This is a genomic window from Devosia sp. MC532 (assembly GCF_016461625.1).
Taxonomy (GTDB): domain Bacteria; phylum Pseudomonadota; class Alphaproteobacteria; order Rhizobiales; family Devosiaceae; genus Devosia.
Genome location: NZ_JAEMNZ010000002.1, coordinates 294980 through 310121 on the forward strand (window position 1 = coordinate 294980; position 15142 = coordinate 310121).

The window sequence follows — 15142 nt, forward strand, 5'->3', positions numbered from 1 at the left end:
ATATTCGCTTATTTGTGAAGAGTTTAACGAAGCAGTTGCAGTATGTTTTGATCGCCTTGTGAGGCCATCGACAGTGCCGAAGTGCTCAGTGACTGGCGTGTCTGCAGCGCTAGCAAGTTTGCAGCTTCCTCGTTCATGTCAGCCAAGGTGAGGTTGGCTGCGCCGGTTTCGAGCGTGGTAATCATGCTCTTGGTAAAGTCCTGCCGGTTTTGAACCGAGGAGAGGTTCGAACCGAAAGTGGATGACTGAGAGCGGAGATCGCTCAAGGCCGCTGATAGTTTGGTCAGGAAGGCGTCGATTTTTGCGTCGGTGTCGAGATCTTGCGCGTCGAGGCTGGCAATGCTCAGAGTTGCGGAGTTGAGGCTGCGCACATTGCCGTTTTGGTCTTTCGCTTGGATATCGATGGCCGAGCTGCCGCTCTCGTTGAAGGTGATCTTCAACTTGTCACCGCGGAGTAGATTAATGCCGTTGAAGGACGAGTCGTCGGCCAGTTTATCAAGCTGATCTCGCAGTTCGTTAAACTGTTTAGACAGATTAGCGCGAACTGAATTGCCTTCGATGTTTAGCGTTGTTGGCCCGTTCGCGCCTGCGATGTCGATTTCAAGCCGCTGCGTGGAAAGGTTCTCAATCCGGAGGCGGCCATTGTCATTTGATGCTCGCACCTGAGATGCGTGATCGCGATTGATCAGCTCCACAAATTTGTCGACGGTCTTGATGGATGTGAGCTCGCTGCGTTCGGCCACACCGGTCGATACCGCGTTGGTGCCGAATAGAGCGACTGCATCTTGGCCGGCTATTGCAAGCGTTTGTGCTTCTGCGTTCTTGGCTATAATCGACAGTTTGCCGACACTGTCGAATTGGGCTTCTACCCCGGTGATGCCTTCTTCGGCGAGTTGCGCATTTATGCTCTCGACCGTGGCGCTTTCCCATTGGCTGATGTCGTAGAGCGAAGGGGCTGTTGCGTCGTCACCTGTACCGCCGCGAATGCCGCCGATGCTTATTTCTGCGGTTTTCGCACCATAGGAGACTGTGAAAATATTGGTCGCGGCAGCGACGGTTTCATAGTGGGCGCCAGCCTCCGGCGCCGTTGGTGTGCCATAGATTGGGTCTGCGGCGTCAATGCCGGGAGTATTATCGGGCGTGCCGACCATTGCTGCATCGGTTTCGAAGGTAATTGTTCCTTCTTCGCCTGCGGTTTTGGCCGTTATCGTTACTGTAAAATCATCTGCCACTTCAACGTCATAGTCCGCACCAATGCCGTCGTCCTCGTCGGCAAGCAATGCCTGCAGATCGGCCGGTGTGGTGGTCGTGAAGATTTCATATTCTTCTCCGTTGATCGTCAAAATTCGATCTGCCGGTAGGGTCGCCCCGACAGTCGCATCTTCACCGTCCACAGAATCTACTGCAATATTCCCGCCGACAATGCCCTGTGTCGCCAGATCGATATCGGTGGCGTCAATAGATACTGGCGTTGTGAAGGCGTCTTCGTGCCCTAGTGCCTCTGCGCTGGCGACATCGGTCGTGGTAAATGTGAACGCTTCGCCGTCGGTGCGAGAAAGGCTGATGCCGTCTTGCGTGCGGGAGACTGTGAACCCTAAGCCCTCAAGTTCAGCTACAACTTCGTTGAACTCATCAAGTGTGTCGCCAAGTTCGATGTCTACAGCAGCGTCTCCGCCCACGCTGACGGATATTTCTTGGCCATCAAAATCTGCATAGGCACTGTCAACAGCTGAGAAGTTTATGCCATCGGTGGGAGCATGTTCTGAGGGCTGCGTCGTCATAACCGCAACGGTGGGCGGGTCAATGTTACCGACGGCCGCCGCCGTAATTGTTACCACGAAGTCGTCGTCTACTGACGCTACCCAATCGTCGGAAAAGTCAGTTATGCCATTGATCGCATCTTCAACTTCAGAGGCAGACATATTCGCTTGAAGTACTACCTCGAAGTCGCCAATTTTGAGCTCTTGGTGGGTTCCGAGCGGCTCTGATGTTGCTCCCGAAAACTCGAGGCCGAATGAGAAGACGAGCGCAGCGGCAGGGCCAGGGACTGCGTCTGCTCCTGGAGTTACAACGGTCGGTGTCTTCACTATCACGTCGGTGTCACCGGCACTGACACTGACTGGATCCCCTTCAGGGGTGACGTCGATGCCGAGAGCGTCTGCTGCGTCGCCGGTGCCGTTGAAGACGTTAATACTAAAGCTTTCGCCTGTGGCTCGAGAAATAGTTAGGCCGTCCGTACCGAATGCAGCGGTGTAGCCATCAGTTTGGAGTTCAGCGAGGAATGCGTTGACGTCAGCGCTTGTAACTGATGCGTCGAACTCATATTCCGTATTGGCTTGAGAACCTGTCGCGAGAACAATGCGGGCGCCTGCCAATTCAGCATAATGGTTTCGTAGATCTTCACCATCTGCCGCGGCATTCATTTCTGATGGATCACGAATACCGATCGCGTCAGATGTGACGATAGGTGCCGCAGCAGCTCCGGGTTCCAAGGCGCTGATGCTGACATTAAAGTCGTCATCAACGGCGATGCTGTACAAGGCGCCAAGCGTCGAGCCGCCGACGATATGGTCCCGTAGCGCTGCCTCCACTTCAGTGGACGTGGCATCGGCAGCAAGCTCGATTTCTTCTTCGCTGGTCCCGATGTCGATGGTGAGGATTTGTCCAGAGGTCAGCTCGCCAGCACTGTTCGTGAGTTGGAATTTGGTCTGGGCGGTCGAGGCTGGTTGGTAGTCACTGTTAAGACGGAACGTTAGGCTTGCGGGACTTGCCTCGACGCCTGGATTGGAGGGGGTGACACCGGTTATGGTCGGTGGGTTTGCGCCATGTGTTAGGGCGGTCAGCGTGATTTGCTTGGTGTCTTCGTCGACATCGACGCTATAACCGCCTTCAACGCTAGCGCTACGGAGATTTTCGACAAATTGCGAGAACGAGCCGCCAGTTGTGATGGTTTGTCCGCCCGCTTCGATAGCGGTTGAAACGTCAGAATAATTGAAACTGATGCTGCCTTTGATGGCTTGGGTGACGCCTGTTTCAGGATTGTTATCTGGGTCGAGGTTGATTGTCGCTGCGGGGTCTTTGGCTCTCACGGTCTCGATGATGATCTTGCCATCGAAGGGCGTGCTCGCGGCTCCGATCGACACCGTATATTCGTCCTGAGTATCCTCGTGACCGTCGAGTGCGAGCCGGATGTTTTCAGCCACACTTTCAGCATTGGGTGTCGCGCCAGTTACGGTTACAGTCTGTCCTGCAACTGAGAAGGTGTCGCCAGTCTTGAAGCCAGCGTCCGCACTGATGATGGCGCGCGCGCCTGTGCCAGCACGTGCGTCGGATGCAATTACGGGGCCGCGATATGAGGTCGCGGCTATCGTCTGGACAGTGGCTTTTTGCCCGTCAACCGTGGCAGTCGCTAGGCTAAGCTCGCTGACTGTGTCGCCGAGCTGTCCTCCTTTTAAGCGCAATACGGATGCGTCGGTTACATCGAAGGACTGCGTCTGGAACGATTTATCCTGGCGGGCCTGCCGCAGGGTCGACTGCATGGACTCCAAATTCTTGGTCAGAGCAGTCAAGCCATTGTTAGCGGCCTCGATCACTTTGATGCCGGAGGCCATAGAGTCGAGAAGATTGCTCATATCAGCCGCGCGGCTATTCAGTGCTGAGGCCGTGAAGAAGTTGGACGGGTTGTCCAGAGCGGAATTGACCTTATTGCCTGTCGCTAGGCGCTGTTGGGTCTTTTCCATCAGCTGAGCGGTATTTTGGAGAGAAAGCAGGTTCGTGCGAACGGCTTTTGACAATGAAATGTCACTCATGATCAGGCCCCTTTCTAGGGTACGCTTGAGAAACCTCTTCCTGAGGCGCGCTCATGCTGATCTTGAGGGGCGTAAACTGGGCTTAAGAGCTTAGTACGGTGTTCCGCTTACACGGAGGTCACAAATCAACTTAAATTCGAGACAAAACGCTGTCGGCTGCTGGGGTTAGACGAGAAAGTCTCTAAGGCGCAGTTGTGGTGCAGCGGTAGATAAGCGGCTGCGAAGCGAGGCGTAGGCCCGCCGTTCGCCTGTCATTCTCTGTGCGAGCAATGATGTGGTGAAGCCGACTTCTCCATCGAAAACAGGTTGGCTTAAAACCGTGCTGAGAGGGGCTGATTGTGGAGGTCTGGGCCTTAGTCCCGTACTGTCCGTGCGTGGACCGGCGTATCGGCTACTGCTCGCCGCCTGATGTTCAATCAAGCGCTGCCGCTGATCTGGATTGGTTGTCGTTCCCGTAGAGCCGCGAACGACAATGGTCGAAGCCATCGTGATCTCCAATGCTGCCTACTGCACCAGAAACGTATGGCTAGGTCATTGGTTGCAAAACCTATTTGCAACCAATGAATGGGAGGCGGCTGGGCGCTAAAGTGCGCGGTTGACGGCGATGCCGCGTGCAGCGCTTTCAGGATCGAGTGTGATGGTTCCGCTCATGTCATAAGTCCGGGTACGTTCCTGCTGACCAACGGCTTTGGACACGTCGGTTAGCACATCTTCGGTGACGGATTTTGCCGTCGCGAGAACGCGCAGGTTCTCGGCCATTTGTGTGGCCAAGCTTTCGTGGCCATTTTGCAAACGACGCAATGCATCTGGCGCTTCAGCAACGATACGGGCGTTCTGGCGCTGGATAGCGCGCGCAAAGCCAACGTAGTCCTGCGCGAGGGCAGTCTTCTCTGGCGTGAGCTGACCGGCTTCGCGCAAGTGACCGGCACGGAGCAGCGTGGTTTCTTTGTTCATCACGTCGACCAGTGACGACAGAGAGGCCTCGGCGCGTACGCAGAGATCGAGAGGATCTAGGCTGTCTAATTCTGCCAAACGGGACGCTGCGGTCATTTCTGGTAGGCTCCGATGCCGGAAACAATATTGATTGGGTTAGAATTGGCTTCTTGTTGGCTCAAAAGCTGCGCGACGATCTGATCAGCGAGACCAATTCCACCGTTTTGAGCGATGGCATTGGCGAACTCTTCTGCTTGCATGCCGCGCCAGGTATCTTCACCGAAGCTGCCGCCACCCATGCCTTCGTCGCTTTGTACGGTTTCGAACATGGCTTTGGTCAGCTGGTTTAGAAAGACCCCTTCAAGCTCTTCGGCCTGCTGGCGGAAGGCTGCGTACTGAGGACTTTGCTTGAGCGTGGAGTTGGTAATCGCGTCCATTAGAGCACCTGAATTTCGGCTTGAAGCGCGCCAGTCGCTTTGATGGCCTGAAGGATGGCGATGAGATCTCGAGGGGCAATCCCAAGAGCGTTTAGGCCATCGACGAGTTCTTGCAGGGTCACTGACTGGTCCACCACTTGGAGTGCAGAGTCCGTTTGGGTGACCTGGAGATCGGTGTTGGGTTCGACCGCCGTTTGTCCATCTGAGAACGGGGCAGGCTGCACGACCTGAGGGTTTTCAGCGATAGTCACTGTCAAATTTGACTGTGCGACGGCTACGCTGGAAACGCGAACGTCCTTGCCAACGACGATGATGCCCGAGTTTTCGTCGATGACGATCTTTGCTGACTGGTCGGTCTGCACAATCAACTGCTCGATATCGGTCAGTAGATCCACGATGTTACCGTTGAAGCCGGGCGGCAGCGTTAGACGCACGGTTGATGGATCTTCAGGCACCGCAGTTGGCACGCCGATGAAGTCGTTGACCGCCAAGGCGATACGACGTGACGTAGTGAGGTCGGGGTTGCGGAGAGCCAAGCGTACAGAGTTTTGAGAGCCGAGATGGAAATCGATCTCACGCTCAATCAAACCGCCAGAGGCGATACGGCCTGTGGTTGGCACGCCTGAGATAACACGGGCAGCGTCGCCAGTGGCTTCAAAGCCGTTGATCAGCACCGGGCCCTGCGCGATGGCATAGACTTCACCGTCGGCACCTACGAGAGGGGTAACCAGCAGGGTGCCGCCTTGGAGGCTCCGCGAGTCGCCCATGGCAGCAACGCTGACGTCGATGCGCGTGCCCTGTGTGCCGAATGGCGGCAGATTGGCTGTGACCATGACCGCTGCAACGTTCGCAGTCCGCACGTTCTCGCCCTGCGTATTCACGCCCATGCGTTCGAGCATCGACTGCAGAGACTGCTTGGTGAACGGGGAGTTATTGAGCCTGTCGCCAGTGCCATTGAGGCCGACAACAAGGCCATAACCCACGAGCTGGTTCTCGCGAATGCCTTCCATGTCGACAATGTCTTTAATGCGCGCAGGGGCGGCGGTTACGGGCGCAAGTGGGCTCAAGGCCAAGGCGGCGGTGAGTGTTGCGGCTATAATCGATCGGACCAGACGGTATTGCATTTCATTCCCCGAAGGTTGGCGCCGTGCAAGATCTGCGGAGCCAGTCGGAGAGGTAAATGCGAGAACCGTGCCAGTTTATGTTTTTGCCCTCTATCCATATGTTTCCAAAGAGTAAATCGATCGTGCGCGGGCCGTTTATTCGCGATTTGAGAAGGTGATAAGCAATTCTTGCCGGGCATATTAACCATTCATTAACTGCTGTGGGCAGATTTTGCCGGTGTAGGTTTCGTCACGGTGAGTCATCCGCTTGCGCATCGAGGGTTCAAATAGGTCTGGGTCTGTGTCCAACCGCGGCGCGTTGTCGAAAGCGGGCGCGGGCGCTGTTTTTGCTCCGACCGGGCAGGGCGGTGTGGGGCGGATTAAACAAACGCCTCCTGCTTCTGCAGTGATGGGCGTTGGTTCAATTCTGGCGCTGCAGGGCATTGCTGACGTCACTGAGGGCCGCCGTCGCGCGGTCAAACGTGGGGCTGCGTTGTTAGACCTACTTGAAGGTATGAAGGCAGACCTCTTGCTGGGTGATGTTTCACCGTCTCGTTTAGATGCCATGAGCCAACATCTCTCAACCTTGCGCGATAAGGTTGACCCAGAACTCGATGCTGTTCTGGATGAAATTGAGCTCAGAGTACTCGTTGAATTGGCAAAGTCCGGCCGTTTCCCGACACTTTAGTTCGGAGCGGGATGTTATATTTCCCCTGATTTTCTAATGGTTTTGAGGTGATCGGCACTGTCCTGTCGTCGGTCATCATGCTCGAATCTGCTTTGTATGCTTGCGGGGTTCGACTCAGCCGAATATATAGGCCGCCCATAAGAGCGCATTGGAGTTGAGTCTGCTGATGTCTTCGGTTGAACTTACGGACTATCGACCCAGCGAGGACGAGCCTTTCATGAACCCGCGCCAGCGGGAGTATTTTCGGGCGAAGTTGAACGCTTGGAAGGATGAAATTTTGCGCGAAAGCCGCGCAACGCTCGAGACCTTGCAGGAAGAGAGCCAGAACCATCCTGATATGGCCGATCGCGCCAGTTCAGAGAGCGATCGCTCGCTTGAACTGCGTACGCGTGATCGACAGCGTAAGCTGATCGCCAAGATCGACTCGGCGCTCAAGCGCATCGATGATGGCACTTATGGCTATTGCGAAGAGACTGGGGACCCTATCGGCATAGCGCGCTTGGACGCCCGTCCGACAGCGACCTTGAGTCTTGAAGCTCAAGAACTTCATGAGCGCCGCGAAAAGGTCTATCGCGACGAATAGAGAATTTCACAGAAGCCCGCAGAGATGCGGGCTTTTTGTTTCTGTCCGCCAAACAGCAAAAAGCGGAGCTGGGGCTCCGCTCTTGGGTCGTGCTGATGGGGGGCTTAGAACCCGAAGACGGTGGTGATGCCCGATTGGCCATTGCCGTTCTGTAGGCACTGACCGTTGGTGGCATTGCCAAACTGGAACAGGCCACAGCTATTGCCATTGCCGTTCTGGTGAATAGTGCCGTTATGGCCATTCCCTTCTTGCCAGATCAGGCCGTGATTGCCAGAGCCGTTCTGCGAGCCGCCTGCCGAATTGCCCGAGCCGTTCTGATAGACATTTGCGCCGGTGCCGGACATGCCCTGAAACAGCGAGACGAGCTGAAGGCCCACGCCAAGCGCTTGAGCCTGGTCTGGGTCGGTTGGGGCGAAGCCAAACGAAATCTGACCTGCGGCCTGAGTTGGTGCGGCGCTAAGAGCCAGAATAGCGGCGGTTGCGGTGGCGGCGATGATCTTGGTGAAGGTCTTGGTCATTTTAGTCTCCTCAGTGTTTGCGTTCCCAGTGCTGGTGTTCCAGCTGATGAGACGAGATTAGCGAGGAGCAACTGAACGGCGCAGGAAGATCTCGTTCAGACAGTGTTAATCATGTCGAATTTGAAACAAAAATGCCCCGGACGAGGCCGGGGCATAAAAGCAATAATGTTCAAAGGATTAGCTTTTGTAGCTGATGGTGTTTGAGCAATCATAGGTCACGCCCTTGGCTGTGATCGTGAAGTCGATGTTCAGTTTGGCATCGGCACTGACCGTCACTTTGCTCATGGTGATTGTCTGTGCTTTGGGGGCAGTGAAGCCGCCGCCCTGGTTGATATTGGTCGAGCCCGACCCGCCTGATCCCTTCATTGACAGGCGATATTCGCCGCTGATGGTCTCGAGGCTATAAACAACGGCTTCAAGCGATTTCATGCCGCGTTCGGTGCTGGCATGGATGCCGCAGCTGATGCCGGTGCTGACCGGTGGCTGGTTGGCAAACGCGCTCGCGGCAACACAGCCAATGACGGCGAGGGTCGCGATGCGGATAACAGAGTGTGTCATTCTATCCTCCTCAAAAGCATGAGGGCCGGCAGCGCCGGCCCAATTCATTGGTTTATCGGTGTTATGGGCAAGCCTGCACAAAGGCGCTGACATTGTTCGAGCCATGCTGCACGACATTGGCATTGCAGCCATTGCCAACCTGCACGCCGGCGGCGACGTTGCCATTACCGTCCTGGGTGATGACGCTGGTGTGGTTGGTGCCAAACTGGCCGACGCCCGCCTGATTGTTCCAGCCCTGCTGAGAGATGTCGCCGTAGTTGTCGTGGCCGTCCTGACCAATAGCGGACACATTGTTACCGCCGTTCTGCGAGCTAACTGCCTCGTTCCAAGCGCCGTTCTGGTAGCCTGCGAAGAAGTTGTTCCAGCCAGTCTGACCGCCGCCAACGGCATTGCCGTAGCCGTACTGTGAGATCGAGATGCCATTTGCAATGGCGGGAGCTGCTGCGGTTGCGAGTGTCGCTGCGGCGATGGTGGTGATGATGAAAGTGCGGATCATTTTAGGTCTCCTCGTTTTGCGACCCCTCCGGTCGCGTTGTTGATGGGACCTTTTTACGAGGGCGATTTGGAACGGCCGCTGAAGCGCAAATTCAGAAATCATTCACCCAAGAAAAAAGTCGGCGAGGGTTTCGCCGACCTCTGGCTCTGATATTTTCGCGCGGGCAGGGCGTTAGCCTGCGTAGCGGCTCTTTAGGTGTGATTTGAAATAATCTGCATTGAGTTTTTCTCCCGTCACCTTGGTGATCAAGTCAGGCGTCGAATAGCGGGAGGCTTGGCTCCAAATCTTGTCTGCCCGCCATTGATTGATCTCCGAGAAGTCGCCTTTGGTAATGTCGGCGCTCATGTTGGGTAGATCCTTGCGCATGGCGCTGGCGAGTTGCGCGGCTGTCATGGCGCCCAGCGTATAGCTCGGGAAATAGCCAAAGCCACCGCTCGGCCAGTGAACGTCCTGCATCGGTCCGTCCTTGGGGTTGTCTATGGTCGAGAGGCCTAAGTAGTCCTGCATCTTGGCGTCCCAAGCCTCGGGAATATCTTTCACCTGCAGCGTGCCTGCAATCAGCTCCTTCTCCAGCTCGTAGCGGAGAATGACGTGGAGCGGATAGGTCACCTCGTCGGCGTCTACGCGGATATAGCCACGCTCCACGAAATTCACTTCGGTTAGAACATCGTCAATGTCCCAACCCGGCAGCGCGTCTGCGCCGAGGTGTTGAGTGACGAGTGGCATGGCGAATTGCCAGAATTCAGGGCTGCGGGCGAGTTGCATTTCCACGAACAGGCTCTGGCTTTCGTGGATTCCCATGCCGCGCGCCTTGCCAAGCGACCAATGCGACCAGTTCTTCGGTAGGCCTTGCTCGTAAAGCGCGTGGCCGGTCTCGTGTAGAACGCCCATGAGTGAGGTCAGGAATTCGTCGGTACGGTAGCGTGTGGTCATGCGGACGTCGGTCGGTACGCCACCACAGAAGGGGTGATGCGATACGGCGAGCGAACCGTGATTAAAGTCAAAGCCGACCGCCTGCATGGCCGCAAGGCCTAACTCGCGCTGTTTCTCGATTGAGTATGGGGCGTTGAGCGCCTTGCGTTGTCGCTTGCCTAGGCGGGCCTCTTGGGCGTCAAGTGCGGTGGGAATGAAGGCCTTGAGGAAGTTTTTGAGATCGGCAAATACAGCGTCGATATCGGCGGCGCGATTGCCCGCGTCGTATTTGTCCATCAGCGCATCATACGGCGCTAACCCGGTTGCTTCCGAACGGAGCGCAGCTTCCTCACGGGAAATGTCGACCACGCCCTGCAGTGCAGGTTCAAACCCCTTCCAGTTGCCCTTAGCGCGCAGCTCGCGCCAGAGCTGTTCAGAGCGCATGCTGGCGCTTGAAGAGCGTTCAACGAACTCGGTCGGCAGGCAGGTGGCCTTTACATAGTCGCGCTCAAACTCTTCGACAGCGAGCCGCTGGTCGGCAGAGAGGTCTTCGGCCTTGGCGGTTTCGATCCAGTCGCGGATATGTGGGGCAGTGGCTTGGGCGTGGTGCATGCCCGCAAGGGTCGAGACGGCATCAGCGCGCTTCTCGCCGCCGCCAACGGCCATATGGGTTGCCTCATCGGCGCCCAGAATGGAGAGGGCGTGTTCAAGCGCTTCGAGCTTGCGGCCGAGATCGTCAAGTTTGGCAAAGGTCATGAAAGGCTCCAGTGTTGGCCAAGCATTTTCATATGCTGAGGCTGGCATCAAGAGCGGGGTCGCTGGGCAAAAAAGAAAAGGCGCAGCCGGGGAAGCTGCGCCTTGGGATGTCCAAACTTACAGATTGGACTGGCCTGACATGCGGCAGGCCGGGGATTGACAGTGTCCGGGGAGGACACTGTCGGGGATGGATTAGAACGGCAGGATGGCGTCGAGGACCTGCTGGCCATAGCGCGACTGCTGGACATCGGTGATCTGTCCGCGGCCACCGTAGGAAATGCGGGCTTCAGCGATCTTGGTCGATGGGATCGTGTTATTGGCCTGAATGTCGGATGGGCGAACGATACCGGCGACGATGAGGTCGCGGACTTCAAAGTTGACGCGGACTTCCTGACGGCCTTCGATCACCAGATTGCCGTTTGGCAGAACCTGCGTGACGACAGCTGCGACCGAGGTCGTCAGCGTTTCCTTACGGTTGACTGAGCCCGAACCGGTGTCGCGCAGGCCTGAGTTGAAGTCGACAGCGTTTTCCGCATCGATCGGGACGGTGCCGCTGGCGAAGGCAGTGTTCACTGCGGAGCCAAGAATACCGCCCATGCCTGCGCTATTGCTCGAGTTGCGAGCGCGCTGTGTCTGGTTGTTGAATTGGGCGTTGTCGTTGATCGTCACCTGTACGGTAAGAATATCGCCGACGCGGTGGGCACGTTCGTCCTTGAAAAAGCCCTTGGCCGAAGTGCGGTAGAGAGAGTTCGGCTGATAGGTGTCAGCGAGCGGCTCAGGCATCGGCATGCGCACTGGCTGGTAGCCCGCGGTCGTTGTTGGATCGGCGATTTGCGTGAGCGCTGGGGCTTGGCCAACCTGCGCGAGCCTATCGGTGGTGGTGCATGCGGCAAGGGATGCTGCGAGGGCAACGAAAGTGATGGTCTTGGTGAAGTTCATTTTCATCTATCCCGAATTAGAGGCCGGCAATATTCATTGGTGCTGTGGATACGGCCACGGCCCCGGGGGAGATTGCGGTGGCGCTGATGATGCGCCTAGAAGCTAGATTAAGGACTTGTACTGCCTCGCCTTGCGCAGCGCTGGTGATGGCTTGACCTTTTACGGTCAAAGTCATTGGGCCCTGGTTGAAGACGATCGTAACGAGGTCGTTCTTGGCGATTGTCAGCGGCACGCTGACATCAGTTGCACGCAGCAGCATACCGTCGCGGCTTGGACGATTGAGCGCCTTGCCGATAAGCTGATCATAGTGGGGAATGCCCTGAGCATCGGCCTGTTTGACAGAAATCGGGCGCATAGATATATGCTCTGGTGCCAGAACGGCGCCTGCGGGGAGAGCCGCGACCAGGTGCGGTGCCTCGATCAACAGGTCCAGCGTGCCGGACAAGGTGAATGCGCTGCCGACGCCCTCGATGACATAGCGGGCCGTGAAACTGTTGCTGCCTGGCAAGTAGCGGAGGGCATCCAGCTTGGCTGGCTGAAAGCTATCGGCAGCTTTAATTGGCTCAAAACCGTCGTTGAAATGGGCCTGCACCTGCATTTGGCCGGTGACGACACCCTTCTGACGTAGGTCAGCTTCAATCAGCTCCGTGAGCATCGCCTGGTCGACAAGAGTATAAGACCTTGAGACCCGCACCTGCTCCAGCCCATTGGTATCAAACACGGGAACGCCGATACGCTTGGCGGCTTGACGAACGGTGTTTACGTCGACGTCGCCAGTCGTTCCTGGGTTGGGCGCACGGAACAGCGCTTTTTCTGCGTCTGCCCCGGCGTTGTCGAACATATCGCCGAAGGTCACGATGGCGCTCGATATCGTAACGTCGGACTTCATAAGCGGCATCGCAAAGGCGCAGCTGCATGAGAGCGCGACACTCAATGCCAAGGTAACAGAGCGAAGTGCGGACATTCCCGTGATCCTCATTAGGTGAGCTGGCTAGTCGCTTGCATCATTTCGTCAGCGCCAGAAATGACGCGGGCGTTCATTTCGTATGCGCGCTGCGCTGCGATCAGATCGGAAATTTCGGTTACCGAGTTGACGTTTGCCATTTCCAAATAGGCCTGCATCAAGTCGCCGTACCCATCGACGTTTGGAACGCTGATCTGCGCTTCGCCGCTGGCAGCAGTTTCGAGGAACAGGTTGTCGCCCATCGATTCAAGACCAGACTTGTTCACGAAGCGAGCAAGCTGAAGCTGGCCGAGTTGGGTTGGAAGGCCGTCCGTACCGATAAAGGCTTCGATCGTGCCGTCTGGCGAAATCGAAACGCTACGAGCGTTGGCTGGGATGTTGATGCCCGGCTGAACGAGGTAGCCATTGGAGGTTACGAGATTGCCTTCAGCATCGCGTTCGAACGAGCCGTCGCGGCTGTATGCGGTGCGGCCATCTGGCAGGGCAATTTGGAAGAAACCTTCGCCGCGAACAGCGACGTCGAGTTCACGCTCGGTCGGGTTGACGGAACCCTGGCTCATCACGCGTGGAGTCGCCACGGTGCGAACACCCGAACCGATTTCGAGGCCTGCCGGGATCATGTTGCCTTGGCTTGAGGTCTGCGAGCCGGCGCGGCTGATTTGCTGGTAGAGCAGGTCCTGGAACTCAGCGCGCTGGCGCTTGTAGCCAGTGGTGCGCATGTTCGCGATGTTGTTTGAGATAACTTCGACGTTGCGCTCCTGAGCGCCCATGCCGGTCGATGCGATATATAGTGCTTTCATGGCAGGCTCTCCGAATTATGCTTGTGCGCTTCCGAGACGCTGGATGGCGTCACGGCGCAGGTCGTCGTGTTTTTTGGTGAGGCTTGAGATGCTCTCGTAAGAGCGCGTGATGCGGATCATGTCGGCCATCTCGGAGATGCCCGAGACGTTGGAGCGTTCGAGGTAACCTTGCATAGCAACGGTCGTTGTTGCTTCGAGTGGGGTGCCACCAGCGAACAGATTGTCGCCCGAGCGTACGAGCTCTTCGGTGTTTGCGAACTCAACGATACGCAGCTGACCCTTAACACCGGCGCTGGACGATACGGTGCCGTCTTGGCTGATGGTGATGCCGATCTCTTCAGGGCCAAACTGGAACTGGCCGCCAACGCCCATAACTGGATTGCCCGACAGGTCGACCAGGACGCCAGTGTTGCTCAACTGGAATGACCCTGCGCGGGTGTATCGTTCACCTGCAGGCGTTTCGACAGCAAAGAAGCCTTCGCCATTCAGCGCTACGTCCAGGTCGTTGCCGGTGTTCATGAAAGCGCCAGCGCTCATGTCATGAACTGTGGCCCAGTCCTGAACGTAAGAAAGAGGCTGATCGAGTGTGGGGAAGTCGTTGTGGCGCGCGACTGGCATAAGGTATTCTTCGAAGAGAATATTCTCTCCTTTGAACCCTGTCGTGTTGATGTTGGCCATATTGTTGGCCATCACATCCATGCGGCGCTGCAGTGCGATTTGCCTCGACAGGCTGATCAGTTGTGCGTTTTCAATCATTTAGATCCCCGTTAGTCCCGAAGCCTTACTTCCCCAAGCAGGGCCTCGCCGTTAACCTTGCAGAAACCATGCCAACTGATTGGCGCTAGCGTTTCCAAGGGTTTGGTGACTAACGTGTGTGAAAATCTTGCCGCCAAAGAACTATCACCTAGGTAAAACTTACCCGGCAAAAAATGCCGGTTTAGAGGTTTGTTAAGGTTTCGTTAACCATCTGGGCATTAGCTGAGAGGGCATCCGGAATCGTCTTGTGATGCAGACTTTTGGTAGGGCAAAACTATGGCTGCGGAAGCTGAAATTGGTACAGACGCGCCTGTAAAGAAGCGCCCCCCGAAACTCTTGATTATTATCGCTGCGGCGATTTTGGCTCTGCTGCTTGGCGGTGGTGGCCTCTACTTCTTCCTGAGTAGCTCAAATGGCTCAGCTCAGGGTGAGGCGCCCGTAGTTGCACGAGACACCTTCATTTTTAACCTGCCACCGATGACCGTGAATTTGAATTCTGCGGGAAGTGGTCCGGCTTACATGAAGCTGTCGATCGCGCTTGAAGTAGCCAATGAAGAAATGATGACGCAGATCCAGCCGCGCCTCGCGAAAGTTGTTGATGCGTTCCAAGTCTATCTGCGCGAGCTGCGTAAAAGCGATCTAGAGGGCTCGGCGGGCATTTATCGTCTCAAAGAAGAACTGTTGCGTCGCGTTAATCTGGCCATCTACCCGGCTGAGGTTGAGAGCATTCTCTTCAAAGAAATTCTGGTGCAGTAATGGCTGGTCCGGGCGACGACGATAAACTCAACGACGAATGGGGCCTTGATGACCTGGACAGTCTGTCCACGCCACCATCGCCGCCTTCTGACGAAGATATGACTGAAGAGCAGCGCGCTGCGGCCGCTGCTGCT

15 protein-coding genes are annotated in these 15142 nt (G+C 56.3%); 3 read left to right on the forward strand and 12 right to left on the reverse strand.

Annotated features, from left to right (window positions below):
- Nucleotides 1-23: 23 nt before the first annotated feature.
- The 4 genes from JHC09_RS04330 to JHC09_RS04345 form a co-directional block, all read right to left on the reverse strand.
- Nucleotides 24-3809, reverse strand: coding sequence for a flagellin (locus JHC09_RS04330; protein ID WP_199530956.1), 3786 nt, complete (start codon nt 3807-3809; stop codon nt 24-26).
- 582 nt (nt 3810-4391) lie between these two features.
- Nucleotides 4392-4859: a hypothetical protein gene (locus JHC09_RS04335; RefSeq protein WP_169195232.1), complete on the reverse strand. Its 468-nt coding sequence runs from the start codon at nt 4857-4859 to the stop codon at nt 4392-4394.
- A complete protein-coding gene (locus tag JHC09_RS04340; protein ID WP_199530957.1) occupies nt 4856-5179 on the reverse strand; it encodes a rod-binding protein in 324 nt (107 codons plus the stop codon). Before JHC09_RS04340 ends, JHC09_RS04335 begins: the two co-directional genes overlap by 4 nt.
- Nucleotides 5179-6303 carry a flagellar basal body P-ring protein FlgI gene (locus JHC09_RS04345; protein WP_169195234.1) on the reverse strand — a complete coding sequence of 375 codons (1125 nt, stop codon included), beginning with the start codon at nt 6301-6303 and terminating at the stop codon, nt 5179-5181. Before JHC09_RS04345 ends, JHC09_RS04340 begins: the two co-directional genes overlap by 1 nt.
- A 247-nt stretch (nt 6304-6550) precedes the next feature.
- Between JHC09_RS04345 and JHC09_RS04350 the strand changes: the two genes are divergently transcribed.
- Nucleotides 6551-6970, forward strand: a complete 420-nt coding sequence (locus JHC09_RS04350; RefSeq protein ID WP_282567658.1) for a flagellar assembly protein FliX — start codon at nt 6551-6553, stop codon at nt 6968-6970.
- Nucleotides 6971-7136: 166 nt separating this feature from the next.
- Entirely contained in the window at nt 7137-7553 is a 417-nt protein-coding gene (gene dksA, locus JHC09_RS04355; RefSeq protein WP_169195236.1) for an RNA polymerase-binding protein DksA, read from the forward strand.
- A 104-nt stretch (nt 7554-7657) separates the two neighbouring features.
- Here the strand turns inward: dksA and JHC09_RS04360 are convergent, their stop codons facing one another.
- The 8 genes from JHC09_RS04360 to flgF form a co-directional block, all read right to left on the reverse strand.
- Nucleotides 7658-8071, reverse strand: a complete 414-nt coding sequence (locus tag JHC09_RS04360) for a curlin (RefSeq protein WP_199530959.1) — start codon at nt 8069-8071, stop codon at nt 7658-7660.
- Nucleotides 8072-8248: 177 nt separating this feature from the next.
- Entirely contained in the window at nt 8249-8629 is a 381-nt protein-coding gene (gene csgH, locus JHC09_RS04365) for a curli-like amyloid fiber formation chaperone CsgH (protein ID WP_199530960.1), read from the reverse strand.
- A gap of 61 nt (nt 8630-8690) precedes the next feature.
- Entirely contained in the window at nt 8691-9125 is a 435-nt protein-coding gene (locus JHC09_RS04370; protein ID WP_199530961.1) for a curlin, read from the reverse strand.
- A 171-nt stretch (nt 9126-9296) separates the two neighbouring features.
- Complete coding sequence (locus JHC09_RS04375; protein ID WP_199530962.1) at nt 9297-10793, reverse strand: carboxypeptidase M32; 1497 nt, start codon at nt 10791-10793, stop codon at nt 9297-9299.
- A gap of 192 nt (nt 10794-10985) precedes the next feature.
- Complete coding sequence (gene flgH / locus JHC09_RS04380; RefSeq protein ID WP_182394045.1) at nt 10986-11732, reverse strand: flagellar basal body L-ring protein FlgH; 747 nt, start codon at nt 11730-11732, stop codon at nt 10986-10988.
- 16 nt (nt 11733-11748) lie between these two features.
- On the reverse strand, nt 11749-12696 hold the full coding sequence (flgA, locus tag JHC09_RS04385; protein WP_199530963.1) for a flagellar basal body P-ring formation chaperone FlgA: 948 nt from the start codon (nt 12694-12696) through the stop codon (nt 11749-11751).
- 14 nt (nt 12697-12710) lie between these two features.
- Nucleotides 12711-13496, reverse strand: coding sequence for a flagellar basal-body rod protein FlgG (gene flgG / locus JHC09_RS04390; protein WP_169195243.1), 786 nt, complete (start codon nt 13494-13496; stop codon nt 12711-12713).
- A 15-nt stretch (nt 13497-13511) separates the two neighbouring features.
- A complete protein-coding gene (flgF, locus tag JHC09_RS04395; protein ID WP_210338100.1) occupies nt 13512-14252 on the reverse strand; it encodes a flagellar basal-body rod protein FlgF in 741 nt (246 codons plus the stop codon).
- Between the two features lie 276 nt (nt 14253-14528).
- Here flgF and JHC09_RS04400 point away from each other — a divergent pair, with 276 nt between their 5' ends.
- Entirely contained in the window at nt 14529-15008 is a 480-nt protein-coding gene (locus JHC09_RS04400) for a flagellar basal body-associated FliL family protein (RefSeq protein ID WP_169195244.1), read from the forward strand.
- The last annotated feature ends 134 nt before the right edge of the window (nt 15009-15142 follow it).

Coding starts and splice junctions, on each gene's coding strand:
- JHC09_RS04370 (WP_199530961.1), bottom strand. CDS start 9,125: ATGATCCGCACTTTCATCATCACCACCATCGCCGCAGCGACACTCGCA.
- JHC09_RS04400 (WP_169195244.1), top strand. CDS start 14,529: ATGGCTGCGGAAGCTGAAATTGGTACAGACGCGCCTGTAAAGAAGCGC.
- dksA (WP_169195236.1), top strand. CDS start 7,137: ATGTCTTCGGTTGAACTTACGGACTATCGACCCAGCGAGGACGAGCCT.
- flgG (WP_169195243.1), bottom strand. CDS start 13,496: ATGAAAGCACTATATATCGCATCGACCGGCATGGGCGCTCAGGAGCGC.
- JHC09_RS04330 (WP_199530956.1), bottom strand. CDS start 3,809: ATGAGTGACATTTCATTGTCAAAAGCCGTTCGCACGAACCTGCTTTCT.
- JHC09_RS04375 (WP_199530962.1), bottom strand. CDS start 10,793: ATGACCTTTGCCAAACTTGACGATCTCGGCCGCAAGCTCGAAGCGCTT.
- flgA (WP_199530963.1), bottom strand. CDS start 12,696: ATGTCCGCACTTCGCTCTGTTACCTTGGCATTGAGTGTCGCGCTCTCA.
- csgH (WP_199530960.1), bottom strand. CDS start 8,629: ATGACACACTCTGTTATCCGCATCGCGACCCTCGCCGTCATTGGCTGT.
- JHC09_RS04335 (WP_169195232.1), bottom strand. CDS start 4,859: ATGACCGCAGCGTCCCGTTTGGCAGAATTAGACAGCCTAGATCCTCTC.
- flgF (WP_210338100.1), bottom strand. CDS start 14,252: ATGATTGAAAACGCACAACTGATCAGCCTGTCGAGGCAAATCGCACTG.
- JHC09_RS04345 (WP_169195234.1), bottom strand. CDS start 6,303: ATGCAATACCGTCTGGTCCGATCGATTATAGCCGCAACACTCACCGCC.
- flgH (WP_182394045.1), bottom strand. CDS start 11,732: ATGAACTTCACCAAGACCATCACTTTCGTTGCCCTCGCAGCATCCCTT.
- JHC09_RS04360 (WP_199530959.1), bottom strand. CDS start 8,071: ATGACCAAGACCTTCACCAAGATCATCGCCGCCACCGCAACCGCCGCT.
- JHC09_RS04340 (WP_199530957.1), bottom strand. CDS start 5,179: ATGGACGCGATTACCAACTCCACGCTCAAGCAAAGTCCTCAGTACGCA.